Origin of the sequence: Anoxybacillus sp. FSL W8-0104 (assembly GCF_038004465.1) — a bacterium.
In the GTDB taxonomy this organism is placed as follows: Bacteria; Bacillota; Bacilli; order Bacillales; family Anoxybacillaceae; genus Anoxybacillus; species Anoxybacillus flavithermus_G.
Window position 1 is genome coordinate 599,314 of the sequence record NZ_JBBOQU010000001.1, and the last position, 18,015, is coordinate 617,328.

The 18,015-nt window shown below is 42.5% G+C and carries 18 protein-coding genes and 1 other annotated feature; of the genes, 11 read left to right on the plus strand and 7 right to left on the minus strand.

What is annotated here, in order from left to right:
• Positions 1–179: 179 nt before the first annotated feature.
• Entirely contained in the window at positions 180–1,409 is a 1,230-nt protein-coding gene (locus NST18_RS03235; RefSeq protein WP_064214420.1) for an IS110 family transposase, read from the minus strand.
• A 432-nt stretch (positions 1,410–1,841) separates the two neighbouring features.
• Here NST18_RS03235 and NST18_RS03240 point away from each other — a divergent pair, with 432 nt between their 5' ends.
• The 3 genes from NST18_RS03240 (at position 1,842) to NST18_RS03250 (ending at position 3,642) form a co-directional block, all read left to right on the plus strand.
• Positions 1,842–2,564, plus strand: coding sequence for a DUF2268 domain-containing protein (locus tag NST18_RS03240; RefSeq protein WP_340721213.1), 723 nt, complete (start codon positions 1,842–1,844; stop codon positions 2,562–2,564).
• Between the two features lie 54 nt (positions 2,565–2,618).
• Entirely contained in the window at positions 2,619–2,825 is a 207-nt protein-coding gene (locus tag NST18_RS03245; RefSeq protein ID WP_006318836.1) for a hypothetical protein, read from the plus strand.
• Between the two features lie 76 nt (positions 2,826–2,901).
• Positions 2,902–3,642 (plus strand): YjbA family protein, encoded by a 741-nt coding sequence (locus NST18_RS03250; RefSeq protein WP_077427633.1) that lies wholly within the window; start codon positions 2,902–2,904, stop codon positions 3,640–3,642.
• Between the two features lie 29 nt (positions 3,643–3,671).
• Here NST18_RS03250 and trpS read toward each other — a convergent pair whose 3' ends face one another.
• Both trpS and NST18_RS03260 read right to left on the minus strand, forming a co-directional pair.
• Positions 3,672–4,661 (minus strand): tryptophan--tRNA ligase, encoded by a 990-nt coding sequence (trpS, locus tag NST18_RS03255; RefSeq protein WP_340721214.1) that lies wholly within the window; start codon positions 4,659–4,661, stop codon positions 3,672–3,674.
• A 49-nt stretch (positions 4,662–4,710) separates the two neighbouring features.
• Positions 4,711–4,938 (minus strand) — a binding site (T-box leader).
• A 35-nt stretch (positions 4,939–4,973) separates the two neighbouring features.
• On the minus strand, positions 4,974–5,300 hold the full coding sequence (locus NST18_RS03260) for a DUF3899 domain-containing protein (protein WP_004891831.1): 327 nt from the start codon (positions 5,298–5,300) through the stop codon (positions 4,974–4,976).
• Between the two features lie 291 nt (positions 5,301–5,591).
• On the opposite strand from NST18_RS03260, the gene NST18_RS03265 reads away from it, so the two are divergent.
• From NST18_RS03265 to NST18_RS03285, 5 genes are all read left to right on the plus strand, one after another.
• Positions 5,592–7,244, plus strand: a complete 1,653-nt coding sequence (locus NST18_RS03265; RefSeq protein ID WP_340721215.1) for a peptide ABC transporter substrate-binding protein — start codon at positions 5,592–5,594, stop codon at positions 7,242–7,244.
• 103 nt (positions 7,245–7,347) lie between these two features.
• Complete coding sequence (opp3b, locus tag NST18_RS03270) at positions 7,348–8,277, plus strand: oligopeptide ABC transporter permease (RefSeq protein ID WP_004891826.1); 930 nt, start codon at positions 7,348–7,350, stop codon at positions 8,275–8,277.
• The gene (opp3C, locus tag NST18_RS03275) at positions 8,277–9,287 is read left to right on the plus strand and encodes an oligopeptide ABC transporter permease (RefSeq protein WP_004891823.1); all 1,011 of its coding nucleotides are present in this window, start codon (positions 8,277–8,279) and stop codon (positions 9,285–9,287) included. The genes opp3b and opp3C overlap by 1 nt, the downstream gene beginning before the upstream one ends.
• A gap of 13 nt (positions 9,288–9,300) precedes the next feature.
• Positions 9,301–10,359 (plus strand): ABC transporter ATP-binding protein, encoded by a 1,059-nt coding sequence (locus NST18_RS03280; protein ID WP_004891822.1) that lies wholly within the window; start codon positions 9,301–9,303, stop codon positions 10,357–10,359.
• Positions 10,356–11,294 (plus strand): ABC transporter ATP-binding protein, encoded by a 939-nt coding sequence (locus tag NST18_RS03285; RefSeq protein WP_064214253.1) that lies wholly within the window; start codon positions 10,356–10,358, stop codon positions 11,292–11,294. Before NST18_RS03280 ends, NST18_RS03285 begins: the two co-directional genes overlap by 4 nt.
• Positions 11,295–11,397: 103 nt before the next feature.
• Here NST18_RS03285 and NST18_RS03290 read toward each other — a convergent pair whose 3' ends face one another.
• Entirely contained in the window at positions 11,398–11,589 is a 192-nt protein-coding gene (locus NST18_RS03290; RefSeq protein ID WP_035018836.1) for a hypothetical protein, read from the minus strand.
• Positions 11,590–11,840: 251 nt separating this feature from the next.
• On the opposite strand from NST18_RS03290, the gene spxA reads away from it, so the two are divergent.
• On the plus strand, positions 11,841–12,251 hold the full coding sequence (gene spxA / locus NST18_RS03295) for a transcriptional regulator SpxA (RefSeq protein WP_088223457.1): 411 nt from the start codon (positions 11,841–11,843) through the stop codon (positions 12,249–12,251).
• 12 nt (positions 12,252–12,263) lie between these two features.
• Here spxA and cls read toward each other — a convergent pair whose 3' ends face one another.
• A complete protein-coding gene (gene cls, locus NST18_RS03300) occupies positions 12,264–13,772 on the minus strand; it encodes a cardiolipin synthase (protein WP_004891813.1) in 1,509 nt (502 codons plus the stop codon).
• A gap of 57 nt (positions 13,773–13,829) precedes the next feature.
• On the minus strand, positions 13,830–14,495 hold the full coding sequence (gene mecA / locus NST18_RS03305) for an adaptor protein MecA (RefSeq protein ID WP_004891810.1): 666 nt from the start codon (positions 14,493–14,495) through the stop codon (positions 13,830–13,832).
• A gap of 223 nt (positions 14,496–14,718) precedes the next feature.
• Between mecA and NST18_RS03310 the strand changes: the two genes are divergently transcribed.
• Both NST18_RS03310 and pepF read left to right on the plus strand, forming a co-directional pair.
• Positions 14,719–15,903, plus strand: coding sequence for a competence protein CoiA (locus NST18_RS03310; RefSeq protein ID WP_004891807.1), 1,185 nt, complete (start codon positions 14,719–14,721; stop codon positions 15,901–15,903).
• A 37-nt stretch (positions 15,904–15,940) separates the two neighbouring features.
• Positions 15,941–17,737 carry an oligoendopeptidase F gene (gene pepF, locus NST18_RS03315; RefSeq protein WP_004891804.1) on the plus strand — a complete coding sequence of 599 codons (1,797 nt, stop codon included), beginning with the start codon at positions 15,941–15,943 and terminating at the stop codon, positions 17,735–17,737.
• Between the two features lie 24 nt (positions 17,738–17,761).
• Here pepF and NST18_RS03320 read toward each other — a convergent pair whose 3' ends face one another.
• Positions 17,762–17,926 carry a hypothetical protein gene (locus NST18_RS03320; protein WP_035018834.1) on the minus strand — a complete coding sequence of 55 codons (165 nt, stop codon included), beginning with the start codon at positions 17,924–17,926 and terminating at the stop codon, positions 17,762–17,764.
• Positions 17,927–18,015: the final 89 nt, after the last annotated feature.

Sequence of the window (18,015 nt, forward strand, 5' to 3'; positions counted from 1 at the left end):
CCTTTCGTTTTTCGTACAATGCGATAACGAAAGTCCTGCGGTAATATGTCAAGGTGAAAAATCATCGAAATTGGAAATTCGATTGTCCGATGACCCGAAAAAAGGCAATACTTAAGAAGCCCAGTCTTGTCTTATGTCATTAACTGGGTTTTAATGCAAAATCAGTTAGATCGATACCCCTATCGATCTTCCCCCTTTCTTGGCGTGTAGATTTGACCGTTGCGTAGCAGCGCATCGATCACACGCACGAGTTTTCGAGCGGTGAGGACGAGGGCTCGTTTGTGTTGGTGCTTTGGTACTTCCTCATACTTCTTCCGGTAATAGGTGCGAAACGACGCATCATGCCGTTGTACCGAGTTGGCAGCCTCCACTAGGTAGTAACGGAGATAGCGATTGCCGGAACGAATGAGGGAAGTCTCCTCGGCTTGGAACCGACCGGACTGGTGCTTAGACCAAGTCAAACCTGCATACTTTGCTAAGGCGGCTTGGTTGTCAAAGCGCTCGATTTGTCCAATTTCGGCTAAGATGCCAGCGGCGTAGACCGGACCAATGCCGGGAATCGTTTGTAACGTATTTGGGATGCCTTCCAAATGGCGAGTAATCGCTTTATCTAGCTCTTTAATTTGCGCTTGAAGGCTACGGATGGATTGAATCGATAGCCCTAAAAGCAAGTCGATGGAATCCTCGACACATTTGGAAAGCCGATACGACGAACGAGCCGCCTTTTGAATGGACTTGGCGATGCATTCCGGATCGGCAAAGCGATTGCGTCCTTTTTGGCGCAAGAAGTCAGCGAGCTGTTGCACGTCCATCTGACTGATTTCGTCTAAGCTAAACGACTCGAGAAGAAGCTCTAAGATGGCATGTCCGAACACGGAGCTGTCCACCTCTTGGGTAAAGGAACTGCACTTGTAAAACAAGTGTTGGAGGAAGTACTGCTTTTCCCGAGTCAGCTGATGGACGAGATGATAGCGCATGCGCGTGAGCCGTTGAAGGGCGATAAACTGTTCTTGCATGACAGCTGTCACTTTCAAACGGCCAAAGCGAAGCCGATCGGCGATGATCCACGCATCGATGCCGTCCGTTTTATCCAAGTCAGTGTACGCTTCTTTAAATTTGCGAATGAGCTTTGGATTGATGGTAAACACCTTGACATTCCAAGACTTCAGCTCCTCCTGTTGGTGGAAAAACATCGCTGGATGCCAGCTGTAGACCGAAGTGGCTTCCATCCCGATGAGAATTTCGGATGGTTGGAGCTTGTTGGCCCACAGGAGGATTTGATCGCGAAGGAAGGTCGCGCCAAGGAGATGATTGTCCACCTTGAATTGGGCGCACGTGTTTCCTTCTTGATCCATGATACACGTGTATAAGTCCGTTGAGCTCACGTCAATCCCGACGTAGAGTTTCATGAGATCACCTCCAATCGTAGTAGGATCGTGGGGTTGGGACTCTTCGGGATGCCCCCGGACCGCGCCTGTTGACCAGTCACCCTCGCATATGAGAACTCACGTTGGGCCATGGGCTGCCTGGAAGCTGCTCCTTCCAGCATGGGAAACCAACGGGAACAGCCTGCGGGTTAGAAGTCCGAACAGGAGCCGGGGAGACAGACTTTCTAAGTAGTCAAAGCTACAGGAGAGAGAAGAGTGTCCCCGATGATCCTAAGACCATTATCCAAGAACATCGCGAAAAGTCCAACCCCGATGTAGTGCCATCCACGGGGGAGGGGCGCGCCCCTCCCCCGTGGGCAAATCACTTACACATATGCGATTGTCAAGGAGCATATCCAACTGGAAATTCGATTTAAAAATCTTTCTAAACATACTATACGAGGAGGGAGGATGATGGGAGTAGTAAATACGAAAGATTGGTTTGTGGATGATCGATGGCGTAAAAAAATAAACGAAGACGTACAGCGCCATTTATTCGCACATGGCATGGCACGGCGCAATCAACATGACATGATGAAACAGCTGGAACAAAAAAACGTATGGGCGTTTGTCGCCAAAAAGTTTGCGGAGCTAAAAAAAGAGTGGAATGGGCCAGATGTGCCGATTTATATTTTCCCCGCAGATGCCACAAATCGTTCACTCCAACATGAATTTGGCGGAAAGTCAGGCGTCGCTTTTTTCGATCAACTATTTTTATTTTTACTTCCTCATGTCTCGAACGAACATATTTACGCCCTCCTCATTCACGAATACAATCATGTCTGTCGTTTACATGCTGACCCGAAAGATGAACGGGACTATACGCTCCTTGATCGCATCGTCATGGAAGGATTAGCCGAACATGCGGTGAGGGAGCGGCTTGGAAGCGAATATGTCGCCAAATGGACGACATATTATACGAAAGAACAACTCGAGCAATTTACGAAAAAATGGCTCGTGCCAAACTTGTCTCTTCGTCCAGACGATGCTCGTTATCGTGCCTTGTTGTATGGTTCGATGTTGTATCCACGCATGCTTGGTTACGCGGTTGGATATGAAGTGGTGAGACGAGCGCTAGCGAAAAAGACGATGACGGAGTTACTCACTATGACATCTGAACAAATTTTTTTTATGTAACGCATCGTTATGTCGCTTGTTCATACATATAGTAGTGGACAAGGGGGCTAATGTATGCGTTTCTTTTTTTATTTGCTTGGGTTCGGGATGTCGGTGATCGGTGGGACGACGATGATTGCGTATTTAAACATTATGGCATCGCGCTCAGATTGGAAAGAATATTTGTTATTTATTAGCACAAAAGTGGAGTGTTATTTTTTACCGATTGGCTTATTCATGACGTGGCTAAGCATTTTTTTCCCATTTCGTGATGATGGTTAAATTTAGGGTGAAATGGAATAAAATGAACGACCTCTGACCATACTGTGAACAAATCGTTCGAAGTGAGGGGTTATGCATGTTGTATCTTCACGATGTTTGGGTAAATTGGTTTGAAGGAGAAGAAAACGGCTATAACGTTTGCCACTTTTATGAGTGGAGAAAAGATGATGCGATTGAACTGTTAGATCAAGTGCCAGTGTTGAAAGTGAGCGCGCCGTTGTTTCACTACTTAGAAAACAGCTTGGCCGAAATTCCGAAACCGTTGCTTGAAGACGTATATCAAAAAGCGTACGTGCGCAAAAACCACGAACGCATTCAACTTGATTATTGTTTTATCGCCACAGATGGTTACGGCATTATCGCCATTGATACGATTGGTTATCATATTCCGATTCGAAAAAGCCGCCTCATTCCACGCCAAGAACAGCTCGTGTATGAGATGATGAAAGAACAAGAAGTGCGCACATATCCATTTCAACAAAGTGAAAAAGAATATCACATTTTATCGCCTCATCCTGCGCTCATGAGCGGATTGACACGTAAAGAGCGACAATTGAAACAACTGTTATTTATGGCGCTTGATCAACTATACGGAACGAAAAATGTTGCCGAAGTGCGTTATTGGTATACGGAATGGGCGCCAGAAAAGTATGCATACATTCAACAAATGTCGTTCGAAGAAGCGTGGAACGGCTTGTACGAAGAAGCGAAACATGGATGGTCGGAGCGGCACGTTCATTTGTGCGAACGGCTTGTGAAAGGACAACCGTTTTTTGAAAAACTGTGGGAAATGGAACAAGAACCGAAAGTGAATTAAAAACTCAGCCCCACACGGAGCTGAGTTTTTTATCGTCTTTTTCTTCCTAACCCGATGGCATTTTCCATTTTCTTTAACATTTTGTTTGCGACGCGGTTTGCCTTTTCTGCCCCTTCGTCTAAAATGTCATCTAGTTTTGAGCTTTCCATAAGCTCATAATATTTTTCTTGGATTGGTGTCAATGCGTCAATGATCACTTGAGCGACGTCCGCTTTAAATTCTCCGTATCCCTTTCCTGCGTAGCGCTCTTCTAATTGCTCAATCGATTCGTTCGCCAAAATGGAGTAAATCGTCAATAGGTTTGATACGCCCGGCTTCTTTTCTTTATCGTAACGAATGGTGCCTTCGGAGTCCGTCACGGCGCTTTTTACTTTTTTCTCGATCGTTTTCGCATCGTCAAGTAGTGTAATGTACGATTTTTGGTTTGGATCGGATTTGCTCATTTTTTTCATCGGATCGGTGAGCGACATAATGCGGGCTCCGATTTTCGGAATGCGCGCCTCCGGGATCGTGAAAATGTCCCCATATCGTTTATTAAATCGCTCCGCTAAATCGCGTGTGAGCTCAATATGTTGTTTTTGGTCTTCACCGACAGGAACGATGTCTGTCGAGTAAAGTAAAATGTCGGCTGCCATAAGCGGCGGATACGTTAACAACCCAGCGCTGACCGCTTCTTTTCCTGCTGATTTATCTTTAAATTGCGTCATGCGCTCCAATTCGCCGATGTAGGCGATGCATTGTAAAATCCAACCTGCTTGTGCATGCGCAGGAACTTCTGACTGGATAAATAACGTTGATTTGTTCGGATCAATGCCAACCGCTAAATAAAAGGCCGCTAAACTGCGAATGTTTTTCCGAAGCGCGAGCCGATCTTGCGGGACGGTAATCGCATGTTGATCGACGATACAAAAGTAGCAGTTGTAGTCGTGTTGCAGTTCAACAAATTGCTTCATCGCCCCGATATAGTTGCCGAGCGTAATGACGCCGCTCGGTTGAATACCTGAAAAAATCGTCTTCATCGAATCACTCCTTTTTTTATTTTTCCAAATAAAAAAAGGCTCTATCATCTGTAGGGACGATAGAACCGTGGTGCCACCCTAGTTATTGCCGATACGACAATCACTTTGCCCATGCGCATGCATGGCACCTTTGTAACGGAAGGCAACCGTCCAAGCTTACTTTCGTTTCAGCTTGAATGCTCGAAAGCCCATTCCATATAACTAGCGGCTTGTTCGCACCATCCACAAGCTCTCTGAACGCCTCGTCATATGTACTATTCTTTGTCATCGCATCGGTTTTTTAAAACATTATATGGTGTTCGTTTTTTTATGTCAATAAACGTATGACAAAATGAGCGTCATGAACGTTACGAATAGCCCAGCGAAAAAAAAAGGAGCACCCCACTGCGTTTTTGTTTCATCATGTTCGTCTTGGGCATAATAACGCTCGACAGGTGAGCGAAACAACCGCTTAAAACTCGCGATCGTTACATCGAAAAATCCTCGTTCATAAATGAACCGTAAGCCACCGATGATGATGAGCGGTTGAGCGAGGAGAAACGAAACGTTAATAAAAGTAAGCCATCTATGTGCAGAAAAAAGTGCAACTGTTAGCGCAATAAAAAAGACGAGAACGCTTGTCACAACTAGTTTTTTCACAACTTATCCACCTTCCACGCTTAATCGCTGTGAAGTATTATACTAAAAAAAGTGTAAATTTTCTATTTACAAATGAGAATAAAACGAATAAAATAGTCCTCAAGTTGATTTTATCATATTTGTGAAAAAACCTTACATTCGTTTAAGATGTTAGAAAATTTAAAAAAAGTTTTTAAAAAATCTTTTCAAGTATACTAATTCATTATATAATATCCTTGTGTTTCAAATCTTCTGATAAATCAGAAGATGGAAATAAAATCTAAAAAAACAAAAAATAAGGGGGAAACTCGCATGAAGAAAAAGCTATCTGCCTTTTTCGCTCTTCTTCTCGTCGCTTCCATGGTACTAGCAGCATGTGGCGGCAAAAAAGAAGAAGACAAGACTGCCAATGAGGGCGAAAAGCCGGCTCAAGAAGCGCCAGCAAAAGAGCAAGTATTGAACTTGTTAGAAACTTCGGAAATTCCTTCACTAGACACTACGTTAGCGACTGATTCCGTATCATTCCGCGTCATGAACAACGTATTTGAAGGGTTATATCGTTTAGACCAAAACAACGAGCCTACACCAGGAATGGCTGAAAGCTATGAAGTAAGCGAAGATGGAAAAGTGTACACATTCAAACTTCGCGATGCGAAATGGTCAAATGGTGAGCCTGTAACGGCAAACGATTTCGTGTTTGCATGGAGAAAAGCGCTTGATCCAAATACAGGTGCTGAGTATGCATACATTATGTACGACATTAAAAACGCTGAAGAAGTAAACACAGGAAAAGTGCCTGTTGACCAATTAGGCGTAAAAGCAATTGACGAAAAAACGTTACAAGTTGAATTGAAAAACCCAATTCCATACTTCTTAAGCTTATTAACATTCCCGACGTTCTATCCACAAAACGAGAAATTCGTTAAGGAACAAGGGGACAAGTACGGTCTTGAAGCAAACACAACAATTTACAACGGTCCGTTCGTATTAAGCGAGTGGAAACATGAGCAAAGCTTCCAATTAAAGAAAAACGAGCAATATTGGGATGCACAAACAGTTAAACTTGAAACAATTAACTTCAACATCGTTAAAGATGTAGCGACAGGTGTAAACTTGTATGAAACAAACAAAGCAGACCGCGTCGGTTTAAGTGCAGAGTTTGTTGACAAATATAAAAGCGACAAAAACTTTAAAACAAAATCTGAACCAGTATTATTCTTCATTCGTATGAACCAAAAGAATGAAGTGTTGAAAAACGTAAATGCTCGCAAAGCGATTGCGATGGGCTTCGATAAAGAAGCGATGGTTGCGACGATTTTAAATAACGGTTCTAAAGCAGCGAACTACCTCGTTCCAGAAGGATTCGTTAAAGGTCCGAACGGAAAAGACTTCCGTGAAGAAAATGGCGATTTATTGAAGTTTAACGCAGAAGAAGCGAAAAAATATTGGGAACAAGCGAAAAAAGAGCTTGGCAAAGACAAAATTACGCTTGAATTGTTAAACTACGACAATGATAGCGCGAAGAAAATCGGTGAATTTTTTAAAGAGCAACTTGAAACAAACTTACCAGGTTTAACAATTAACATTAAACAACAACCATTTAAACAAAAACTTGATCTTGAAAACAAAATGCAATATGAGCTTTCATTTGCTGGTTGGGATCCAGACTACCAAGACCCAATGACATTCATCGATATGTTTGTCACAAACGGTGCTCATAACCAAACAGGTTGGTCAAATGCGGAGTACGACAAACTTGTAAAAGATGCGAAAACAACGCTTCTTTCTGACTTGCAAGCTCGTTGGGATGCGATGGTAAAAGCTGAGAAAATCTTGTTAGACGAGGCAGTTATCGCACCAGTGTACCAACGTGGTTCAGCGTACTTAGAGCGTGAATACGTGAAAGGTATCGTTGATCATCCATTCGGTCCAGACAATAGCTATAAGTGGGCTTATATCGAGTAATCGAAAAAGAAAGGAGAGTATATGTGCGAAAGCATATACTCTCCTTTTGCCTGCTAATCAGTAAAATTTCAAAAAGTTTTTAATTTTTAAGGAGGTGTGCGATATGGCACGATATACGTTGCAACGTCTTATTTATATGATTATTACGCTATTTATTATTGCAACGGCCACGTTCTTTTTAATGAAACTTCTCCCAGGTTCTCCTCTCCAAAATCAAGAGAAGTTATCACCAGAACAACAAAAAATCGTTTTAGAAAAGTATGGATTAAATGATCCAGTTCCTGTGCAATACGTTCGTTATTTAGGCAATTTAGTAAAAGGTGATTTAGGAATTTCCTTCCAATATGATAACCGTCCAGTCACACAGCTTATTGGTGATCGCATTGGGCCATCGGCACAACTCGGTTTTCAAGCGCTCGTATTCGGGACAATTGTTGGTATTTTACTCGGTGTCATTGCTGCTGTTCGCCATAATACACCAATCGACTATGGTGCGACAGTACTAGCTGTTCTAGGTATTTCTATCCCATCGTTTGTATTCGGTGGCTTGTTACAATACTACATTGGTGTTAAATTAAAACTACTTCCTGTTGCGTTTTGGGAAGGATTTGAATACACAATTATGCCAACGCTAGCATTATCCGTATCCGTTATCGCGAGCATCGCTCGTTTTATGCGTACAGAAATGTTAGAAGTGCTCGGTTCCGACTATATTTTAACAGCGCGCGCGAAAGGAATTAGCGGCTTTGGCGTCATTTTTAAACACGGATTGCGAAATGCAATGATTCCGATTATTACAATTCTTGGTCCGATGGCTGTTAACTTAATGACAGGAACACTTGTCATTGAGCAAATTTTTGCTGTCCCTGGTTTAGGGGAACAGTTCGTTCGTTCCATTAACTTAAATGACTATCCGGTCATTATGGGAACGACTATTTTCTATAGTGCGTTATTTATTTTTGTTATTTTTATTGTGGACGTGCTTTACGGCTTAATTGATCCGCGAATTCGTTTGGCGGGAGGGAAAAAATAATGACAGAAAAGCAACTATCTCCTGAGTTGTTTGAGTTAGCGACAGAACGTCAAGGTGATATGGAAAAAATTAATCGTCCAAGCTTAACGTTTTTACAAGACGCTTGGCTTCGATTAAGAAAAAATAAAGGTGCTGTTTTCGGACTAATCATGATTATTGCCATTACGTTGATGGCTATTTTTGCACCGATCATGAGCGATCGTACGTACAAACAACAAAATTTAAGTCATGCGAAATTACCACCGCGCATTCCGGTGTTAGAACATATTGATTGGCTTCCATTTAACGGAAAAGATATGAACGGCATTGATGTGTACGAGAAACGTGGCGTAAAAGAGTACTATTGGTTTGGAACCGATGACCTCGGTCGCGATTTATGGACACGTACGTGGTATGGTGCCCGTATTTCGTTATATATCGGGGTGTTAGCTGCAGCCATTGACTTGTTAATTGGAATTATTTACGGTGGTGTGTCCGGTTTTTACGGTGGGCGCGTCGACAATGTGATGCAGCGCATTATTGAAGTATTAGTCGGTATCCCGAACTTAATTGTCGTTATTTTATTTATTCTCGTATTTGAGCCGGGAATTATTTCAATAACGATGGCGATGGTTATTACAGGTTGGGTGACGATGGCGCGTATTGTGCGCGGACAAATTTTAAAGTTAAAAAATATGGAATACGTATTAGCGGCACGTACGCTCGGAGCGTCAGATGCACGCATTATCGGCAAACATTTGCTTCCGAACGTCGTTGGTCCAATTATTATTACGACGATGTTTACGGTTCCAAGCGCCATTTTCACAGAAGCGTTTTTAAGCTTTATTGGACTTGGTATTCGTCCACCAGAAGCATCGCTCGGTTCACTTGTAAATGACGGTTATAAGTCGATCCAAACGTTCCCGCATTTAATGATGATTCCAGCGTTTGTTATTAGCTTGCTCATTTTAAGCTTTAACTTATTAGCAGACGGATTGCGCGATGCGCTTGATCCAAAAATGCGTAAATAGAGGAGGTGGAACAATGGAAAAAGTGCTCGAAGTAAAAGATTTGCACATTTCGTTTGATGTGTACGGTGGAGAAGTACAAGCTGTACGAGGTGTATCGTTTGATTTGTACAAAGGAGAGACGTTGGCGATTGTTGGGGAGTCCGGATCAGGAAAATCGGTGACATCAAAAGCGCTTATGCGTTTACTACCGGTTCCTCCTGCGCGAATTAAACAAGGACAAATTTTGTTAGAAGGTCGCGATTTGACGAAACTATCGGAAAAAGAAATGCAACGTGTGCGCGGTGCGGAAATCTCGATGATTTTCCAAGATCCGATGACCGCGTTAAACCCGACGATGACGATCGGAAAACAAATTACAGAAGTATTGTTAAAACATCAACAAATGGCAAAAGCGGAGGCGAAAGCGCGTGCCATTGAATTGCTTGATCTTGTCGGCATTAAAGAGCCAGCGCTTCGCTTTAAACAATATCCGCATCAATTATCAGGTGGTATGCGCCAACGTGTCGTTATTGCAATTGCGCTTGCATGCAATCCGAAAGTGCTCATTGCCGATGAGCCAACGACAGCGCTGGACGTGACGATTCAAGCGCAAATTTTGGAACTCATTAAAGACATTCAAAAAAAGACAGGCACATCGATTATATTCATTACACATGATTTAGGTGTTGTGGCAAACGTAGCTGATCGTGTGGCGGTCATGTATGCAGGAAAAATTGTTGAAAAAGGAACGGTCGATGAAATTTTCTACAATCCGAAACATCCGTATACGTGGGGGCTGCTTGCGTCGATGCCAAGCCTAGAGCACGGAGACGAAGAATTGTACTCCATTCCAGGAACGCCACCAGACTTATTAAATCCGCCAAAAGGCGATGCGTTCGCGCCTCGTAATGCGTACGCGTTAAAAATTGACTATGAAATGGAGCCGCCAATGTTCCAAGTATCAGACACGCACTATGCAGCGACGTGGTTGCTTCACCCGAACGCACCGAAAGTTGAACCTCCGAAAGTCGTTCGTGAACGGATGAAAAAATTCGTTACACTAACGAACAACAAAGGAGGGAATAAGCAATGAGCGAAAAACAAAAACTCGTTGAAGTGAAAAACTTAAAACAATATTTTAAAGTCGGGAAGGGTCAAGTCGTTAAGGCGGTTGACGATGTGACGTTCGATATTTATAAAGGTGAAACGCTCGGTCTTGTTGGGGAGTCAGGATGTGGAAAGTCAACGACAGGCCGTACAATTATCGGGCTATATGAAGCAACAGGCGGCGAAGTGTTGTTTAACGGGAAAAGTGTGCATCGGAAAAAGTCAGCGAAAGAAGCGAAAGAGTTAAAGCGAAAAATGCAAATGATTTTCCAAGACCCGTATGCGTCATTAAATCCACGTATGACGGTTGCGGATATTATTGCGGAAGGCATCGATATTCACGGCTTAGCGTCGTCGCGAGAAGAGCGCATGAATCGCGTATATGAGCTTCTTGAAACAGTCGGATTAAATCGTGAACATGCGAATCGCTATCCGCATGAGTTTTCGGGTGGTCAGCGTCAACGAATCGGCATTGCGCGCGCATTGGCGGTTGAGCCGGAGTTTATTATTGCGGACGAGCCAATCTCGGCGTTAGACGTATCGATTCAAGCGCAAGTCGTCAACTTAATGAAAAAGTTGCAGCGTGAAAAAGGGTTAACGTATTTATTTATCGCGCACGACTTGTCGATGGTGAAATACATTAGCGATCGCATCGGTGTTATGTATTTCGGAAAAATGGTTGAGCTTGCTGATGCAGAAGAACTGTATCGCAACCCAATTCATCCATACACGAAATCGCTTCTTTCTGCGATTCCACATCCAGATCCAGAAACAGAGCGGACGCGTAAGCGCATCATTTACGATCCGTCACAACATAACTATAAAGAAGGCGAAGATGTGCGCATGCGCGAAATTACGCCAGGTCATTTCGTTTACTGCTCTGAAGCAGAGTACGAAACATATAAAGCGATGTACAGCTAATCTCTCGGCTTTCGAGAGATTAGCTTTTTTCGTTTGATGCACTAAAGTATTATACAATATTTCGATTTATTCGACTATTTCATTTTTAAAAAAAGCTCCGAGATTATCTCGAAGCTCTTTTGCCGCCGACCGTTTTCCAACCGATTTGGATATGTTCACTCATCGCTGTATGTAGCCGCTTTTTTCGTCCGCCAAATACGTTTTCACCAATGCCGTTTAAAATGACGCCCATGAGCGCAGTTATTCCAATCACTAAAATAGCGACGATCGTAAAGTCAATAAAAAATTGCGCCATTGTCACTTCCCCCTTTGTTTGCCATCTGTACTTTTATTGTAGAGAAAATTGCAAATGAACGCAACGAAAAATGAAACCATTTTTATCGGACAACCGTATAATATGTTGGGTAAATTGAAAAAAGGTGTATCTTTCTAAACTTTTTTGTTATATAATGTACATTGTAGAGTTTTTTAAATTTATTTTAAAATAAGATGTGTTTTAATACAGAAGCTAGTAAAACAACCCATGTTTAAGGGAGTGATTGATATATGGTGATCGTATATTCATCGCCGAGTTGTACGTCTTGCCGAAAAGCAAAAGCGTGGTTAGAAGAGCATCACATTCCGTATAAAGAGCGCAATATTTTCGCTGAACCGTTAACGATTGAAGAAATTAAAGGCATTTTGCGCATGACTGAAAACGGGACAGACGAAATTATTTCGACGAGATCAAAAATTTTTCAAAAGCTAAATATTCAAGTCGATTCATTGCCGCTGCAAGATTTATATGAAATTATTCGCCAACATCCAGGCTTGTTGCGCCGTCCGATCATTATGGACGAGAAGCGCCTACAAGTTGGCTACAATGAAGACGAAATTCGTCGCTTTTTACCGAGAAAAGTGCGTACGTATCAATTGCGTCAAGCACAGCAACTCGTCAACAACAAAGGCTTAGCATAAACGCTAAGCCTTTTATAGTAACGGCGAAAGGAGGCGAGCAGTCGACTCGGCGAGCCGCATCCAAAGCGGTCGGCGTTTGAATTGATTGATATCAATTTTTGATGAATGCTCGAAGTCGTTTAAAAAGTCATCGACTAACGTTTGCACGCTTGGTGTTTGATATAAAAACGCATTCACTTCAAAGTTCAAATGGAAGCTGCGCATATCCATATTCGCTGTGCCGATGGAAGCGAGTTCTCCATCTACAACGATAATTTTGCTGTGCATAAATCCTTTTTCGTACTCGTAAATTGTCGCTCCTGCTTCGAGTAGTTCGGGAAAATAAGAGCGTGACGCATAAAATACAATTTTCTTATCCGGTCGCTTCGGAACAAGAAGCCGCACGTCAATTCCGCTTAATGCCGCCACTTTTAATGCCGTTAAAATGTCCTCATCTGGAATAAAATACGGCGAGGCGATCCAGATCGAGCGCTGTGCCGATGTAATCATCGCAAAAAATAAATGTTTCAGCACTTCCCATTTCGTATCCGGTCCGCCGGCGACAAGCTGAACGCCTCCAAGTGCTTCATCCTCAACTGTCGGTGCACTTAAGTAGTTCAGCGTTAATAGCTGTTGACCGGTCATGTAATACCAATCTTGTAAAAAAATAAGTTGTAGCGTACGTACTGCTTCGCCGTACACGAATAAATGCGTATCGCGCCAAAAGCCGAAATATTCGTTTTTCCCTAAATATTCGTCTCCAATATTTAACCCGCCAACAAAACCGACTTTTCCATCAACGACGATAATTTTACGATGGTTGCGGAAGTTAATTTTATTGTTTAAAAACGGCAAGCGCACAGGGGAGAAAGGGATGATATCAACGCCAGCTTCACGCATCTCCTGTATGTACGTTTTCGATAGCTGCCAACTGCCGACCGCATCGTATAAAAAGCGGACGTGCACCCCTTTTTTTGCTTTGCCCATTAATATTTGCTTCAGCCGTTGGCCGATGTCGTCGTCACGTACGATATAATATTCAAGATGAATGTGATGCTCGGCTTTTTCCAATTCGGCAAAAATAGCGGCAAACGTTTCTTCTCCGTTCGTTAAGACGCGCGTTTGCGTAGCGGTTGAAATCGATTCTTTCGTCATGCGTCTCGCTAGTTGTAGCAACGGCTGTTGATGCGGTTTCATATATAATGTTTGCGCGTCATGCGCCTCGTTGCGCTCTAGTTTGCGAAACGTTTGTTCATCAAGCAACGCCTTTTTTCGAAATAGTCGTTTTTTGCGATAGTTTTGGCCGAGTAAAAAATAAAGAATAAAACCAACGAGCGGAAAGCTGCTGAATAAAACGAGCCATGTGAGCGTTTTCGTTGGATGGCGATTTTCTAAAAAGATGACAAACGAAATAAAAATTACTGACAAGGTGACAAATAAGCTGAACGTTCCGAGTAGCCAGCCTTCCCAATAATCTTTTGTCACTACTAAAAAGCCGACGAAAGCAAGTATAAATAGCACAACTTTTAAAGCGTTTCTCATTTGTTGTTCACCTGACCTCGCGAGAAAAAAGCCGATTTCAATCAATTGAAATCGGCGTTATGAGTTTGGAAAGTGTTTGGCGATCATTGTTAATGCTTGTTCTGCGATGACGATTTTTCCGTATTCTTCGAGACGATGAATCGTCATTTGCGAATCTTGCCCGTATTCAAGCAATATGCTTAACATATTGTCAATGTCGCGATCGGTATCTTCTTCTGTAAATTCGACGTACAAGTAGTAGTGATTTTCAAATGCGAATAGTTTGTTGTGCAATGTTGAAAAATCGCGACGGTGCGCAAGAGCAATGACGTCTTCAATCGTTTTGAAACGGATGACGAACTGGAGCGGATTATCAGGTTCTGATGACGATGCTTTTATAATGTTAAAATGCTGGTCTAATATATGTTCAATTTTTTCATCAACCGGTAAGTCTCTGAAGCGTTCATCGACAATTGGCAATTCGAGTTTGCTGCCGTCTTTTGAAATTTGCGCTTTTGTGACGAATACTTCTAACCCTTTTTCAAGAGCATGCACTTGAATCCAAAGCGGTCCTTCTAAATAAATTTCTGCTTCTTGATGGATTTCATCCATCATTTCCCAAAATAATTCTTCACTCCGTTCGCGATTGTACCAAATTTCTTCACGATCGAAGCCGCGTTCTTCAATATCTCCGTAAGATATATATAGTTTCAACGTATATTCATTGATGCGTTCGATTTCCATGTTCCTCAGCTCCCTTCTACGATTATCCAGTCAGGAAGGGAATGTATCCCCGAGCGTTCGCCCATCCTCCTACATCTTGTACTTCTATTGTATGACAAAATGTGAAAGAAGGGAAATAAAAAACGCCTAATTCAATAAATTTAGTTGTTCCCCTATTTTTTGTATTTGTTGCAGGAAAAAAGACGATGATGGTGAAAAAATGTGTGGAGAAAGGAGAGGTTATATGTTTGTCGCATTATTGAAAAATGGAGAAACATGTTCGTTGTTAGACGATTGGACGATCGAGCAGCTATATGTATTGCGAGCGACGCAGGCGTTTTTTTGTCCTGTTTGTTTAAAACGAGTTCAGTTGAAAATAGGGACAAAACGTATGCCGCATTTTGCGCACGAAACGAAATGTACGATTGAAACAGAGCGGGAGACATTTGCTCATTTACAAGGAAAACAACAATTGTATGAATGGTTGACAAATGAAAAAATCGAAGTAGAAATCGAGAAGTATTTGCGGCACATTCAGCAACGTCCAGATGTATTTGTTCGACATATGCAACACATGTACGCGATCGAATATCAATGTTCCGTCATTCCATTCTCTTTATTCGCGAAACGAACGAATGCATACAAGAACGCACATATTGTCCCGATTTGGTTACTTCATACATCTCATGTCAAACGCCGCAGTTTGTTTTTTCAACTTTCCTCATTTTCATGGCTATTTTTCAATGATCAAGAAGTCATCCCGTTTTATTGTGCTGAACGCCGAGAAGTATCGTTTCTTCATCATCTTATTCCGCTCTCTTCTACGCTCGCATACGGAGAATGGGCGACGTTTCCACTTCATGCGATATCGTTTTCTTCTTTTTTTCAGACGCCACAACGACAACATGATGTTTTGTTTCATGCATGGCAAATGAAAAAGAAGCAATGGCGGCTATCTCCCTTATACTATCGCACAAATCGAACGTTTTGCCGCATCGTATATCATGCGCATATGACCCCATCATTATTTCCGCATGAAGCTGGCATTCCACTTCGCCATTCGTATTGGTTTGAGACACCTCCGTTTATTTGGCAAACGTATATGTTAGTTGAGATGATGAACGTTCCGCTTCATGTGACGTTTTCGTTTCATCAATTATATGAGCGAATGCGATATTTCATTCGTCAAAATCTTATTCATATTCGCCGCTTGCCGCTTGTGACAAAAAGTCATTACTCATATGCCCTTATGGATTATTTACATGCGCTCGTTTCGCTTCGTTTTTTAAAAAAAGTCGGAAAAAGTTCGTTTCAGCGCATTCGGTCATGGTCGCTTCCGCGCAACGCTGAAGAAGCGATTCGTGGAGATGAGCAACTATTGCGACGAATTGTAAGCAAAAAAGAGGATTTTTTCACAAAACGAGAATAATATATAAGTAAACATTTTGATGTAAGAGGTGATTGATATGGCAAAAACGTTGCCGACACGTAAAGACGTTCCGGTAGAGTACACATGGCGTCTCGAAGATATTTTCGCGACGGATGAACAATGGGAACAAGAATTTCAACAAATTCAAGCACTGCTTCCGAAATTTTCGGAGTATAAAGGCAGATTAGGGGAAAGCGCACAGATGTTATACGAAGCGTTACAATATCGCGACCATGTGTTCATGCGACTAGGAAAATTATATGCGTACGCACATATGCGCCATGACGAAGATACGGCTAATTCGCTTTATCAAGGATTGGAAACGAGAGCGGAAGGGTTGTATGCGGAAGCAGGTCAAGCGACGGCGTTTATCGTGCCAGAAATTTTAGCGATGGATGAAGATGTGTTGCGCACGTTTTTACAACAATACGAGCCGCTTCGTTTGTATGCGCATGAATTAGATGAAATGAACCGCCAACGTCCGCACGTGTTATCGGAAAAAGAAGAAGCGTTGCTTGCACAGGCGGCGGAAGTGATGAACGCATCAAGCAATACGTTCGGGGCGTTAAATAATGCTGATTTGCGTTTTCCGACGATTACAGATGAAAACGGCGAAGAAGTGGAAGTGACGCACGGCCGTTACATTCGTTTCCTTGAAAGCGAAGATCGCCGCGTCCGCCGCGATGCATTTAAAGCGGTATACGATACATATCGCAAATATGAAAATACGTTTGCGAGCACGTTAAGCGGAGCGGTGAAGCGCAATAACTTTTTTGCGCGCGTTCGCAACTATCGCTCAGCGCGCGAGGCGGCATTAAGTAAAAACCAAATTCCTGAAACGGTGTACGATAACTTAATTGAAACGATTCATCGCTATTTGCCACTTTTGCATCGTTACGTTCAATTGCGCAAGCGCGTGCTCGGATTAGATGAATTGCATATGTACGATTTATATACGCCGCTTGTCAAACAAGTCGATATGAAAGTGACGTATGAAGAAGCAAAAGACATATTGTTAAAAGGATTGACGCCACTAGGTGACGAATATATTTCGATCGTGAAAGAAGGGTTTGATAACCGTTGGGTTGACGTGCAAGAAACGCGCGGCAAACGAAGTGGAGCGTACTCGTCTGGTTCATATGGAACGAATCCGTACATTTTAATGAACTGGCAAGATAATGTGAACAACTTATTTACGCTTGCCCATGAGTTTGGCCATTCGGTGCATAGTTACTATACGCGCAAATATCAGCCGTATCCGTACGGAAACTATTCGATTTTCGTTGCGGAAGTCGCATCGACGTGCAACGAAGCGTTGTTGAACGATTATTTATTAAAAACGATCGATGACGAGAAGAAAAAGTTATATTTATTAAACCATTATTTAGAAACGTTCCGAGGGACGGTGTTCCGTCAAACGATGTTTGCGGAGTTTGAACATATGATTCATCAAATGGCACAAAACGGGGAAGCGCTGACCGCCAAAGTATTGACGGAAAAATATTATGAGCTAAACAAAACGTATTTCGGGGATGGCGTCGTCATCGATGAAGAAATCGGTTTAGAATGGGCGCGCATTCCGCATTTTTACTACAACTATTATGTGTATCAATATGCGACAGGCTTTAGCGCTGCGACCGCATTAAGCAAACAAATTTTAGAAGAGGGTACACCTGCGGTTGAACGTTACATTGGATTTTTAAAAGCAGGAAGCTCCGATTATCCGATTGAAGTGTTGAAAAAAGCAGGTGTCGATATGACAGCGCCTGAGCCGATTGAACAAGCGTGTCAAGTGTTCGAACAAAAATTACAACAGCTTGAGCAACTATTGTAAAAGGCGACTGCGTGTCGCCTTTTCTTAATGAAATCCGCGAAAACGGTGGCGGTTGTTGAGGTAAGTAAAAAACGAGAAAAAAGAAAGAAATAAAAACGGAGTTGAGATGAGCAGCGGAAATAAGCGCATTAATGCAAAAAAATGAATGATCCATGCGACGATGATCCAGACGATATGCAACGCGAACATGCTGATCCCCCCTTACTTATTCATAATAAGCAAAAACGAAAATAATTATGACAAATGTGTGAACAAGTAAGCAAAGCACTTGTCAAGGC

Coding starts and splice junctions, on each gene's coding strand:
- NST18_RS03285 (WP_064214253.1), top strand. CDS start 10,356: ATGAGCGAAAAACAAAAACTCGTTGAAGTGAAAAACTTAAAACAATAT.
- NST18_RS03320 (WP_035018834.1), bottom strand. CDS start 17,926: ATGTTCGCGTTGCATATCGTCTGGATCATCGTCGCATGGATCATTCAT.
- opp3C (WP_004891823.1), top strand. CDS start 8,277: ATGACAGAAAAGCAACTATCTCCTGAGTTGTTTGAGTTAGCGACAGAA.
- NST18_RS03250 (WP_077427633.1), top strand. CDS start 2,902: ATGTTGTATCTTCACGATGTTTGGGTAAATTGGTTTGAAGGAGAAGAA.
- trpS (WP_340721214.1), bottom strand. CDS start 4,661: ATGAAGACGATTTTTTCAGGTATTCAACCGAGCGGCGTCATTACGCTC.
- NST18_RS03280 (WP_004891822.1), top strand. CDS start 9,301: ATGGAAAAAGTGCTCGAAGTAAAAGATTTGCACATTTCGTTTGATGTG.
- NST18_RS03240 (WP_340721213.1), top strand. CDS start 1,842: ATGGGAGTAGTAAATACGAAAGATTGGTTTGTGGATGATCGATGGCGT.
- NST18_RS03265 (WP_340721215.1), top strand. CDS start 5,592: ATGAAGAAAAAGCTATCTGCCTTTTTCGCTCTTCTTCTCGTCGCTTCC.
- pepF (WP_004891804.1), top strand. CDS start 15,941: ATGGCAAAAACGTTGCCGACACGTAAAGACGTTCCGGTAGAGTACACA.
- spxA (WP_088223457.1), top strand. CDS start 11,841: ATGGTGATCGTATATTCATCGCCGAGTTGTACGTCTTGCCGAAAAGCA.
- cls (WP_004891813.1), bottom strand. CDS start 13,772: ATGAGAAACGCTTTAAAAGTTGTGCTATTTATACTTGCTTTCGTCGGC.
- NST18_RS03290 (WP_035018836.1), bottom strand. CDS start 11,589: ATGGCGCAATTTTTTATTGACTTTACGATCGTCGCTATTTTAGTGATT.
- opp3b (WP_004891826.1), top strand. CDS start 7,348: ATGGCACGATATACGTTGCAACGTCTTATTTATATGATTATTACGCTA.
- mecA (WP_004891810.1), bottom strand. CDS start 14,495: ATGGAAATCGAACGCATCAATGAATATACGTTGAAACTATATATATCT.
- NST18_RS03310 (WP_004891807.1), top strand. CDS start 14,719: ATGTTTGTCGCATTATTGAAAAATGGAGAAACATGTTCGTTGTTAGAC.
- NST18_RS03245 (WP_006318836.1), top strand. CDS start 2,619: ATGCGTTTCTTTTTTTATTTGCTTGGGTTCGGGATGTCGGTGATCGGT.
- NST18_RS03235 (WP_064214420.1), bottom strand. CDS start 1,409: ATGAAACTCTACGTCGGGATTGACGTGAGCTCAACGGACTTATACACG.